At 56.2% G+C, this 361-nt stretch carries 1 pseudogene; it reads left to right on the top strand.

The features are described from left to right. Positions 1–47: 47 nt before the first annotated feature. A pseudogene (locus tag B7G53_RS22350) lies at positions 48–361 on the top strand (IS1595 family transposase); the annotation flags it as partial.

Raw genomic sequence — 361 nt, 5'->3', positions numbered from 1 at the left:
GGGGCTTAGGAAGCAAAGTTCACAGTCAAGTGAGCTAAGTTCCTATGGTGGTTCAGAAAAACCGGTATTTCAGGCGTTCCAAACTCAGTGAAGCAAAGCTGCGTCAAATCCTGCGCTACTTTGCGATGGATTTGACGGCGACGGACTGCGCACAACTCAGCGGCGTTTCGGTACGTTCGATCAACACGATCTATCTGCGCTTGAGAAAGCGGATGGCCGAGCAGTGCGAGAAGGTCTCTCCCCTGGGTGGGGAACTGGAAGCCGATGAGTCTTACTTCGGGCCACGCCGGGTGCGAGGTCTTCGTGGCCGTGGCGCCGGTCGAAAAACGGTTGTGTTCGGGCTGCTCAAGCGAGGTGACAG

The sequence above is a fragment of the Polaromonas sp. AET17H-212 genome, from assembly GCF_002379085.1.
In the GTDB taxonomy this organism is placed as follows: domain Bacteria; phylum Pseudomonadota; class Gammaproteobacteria; order Burkholderiales; family Burkholderiaceae_C; genus Polaromonas.
The sequence above is the reverse complement of the archived record's forward strand: the minus strand, read 5'-3'. Positions and strand labels throughout refer to the sequence as shown.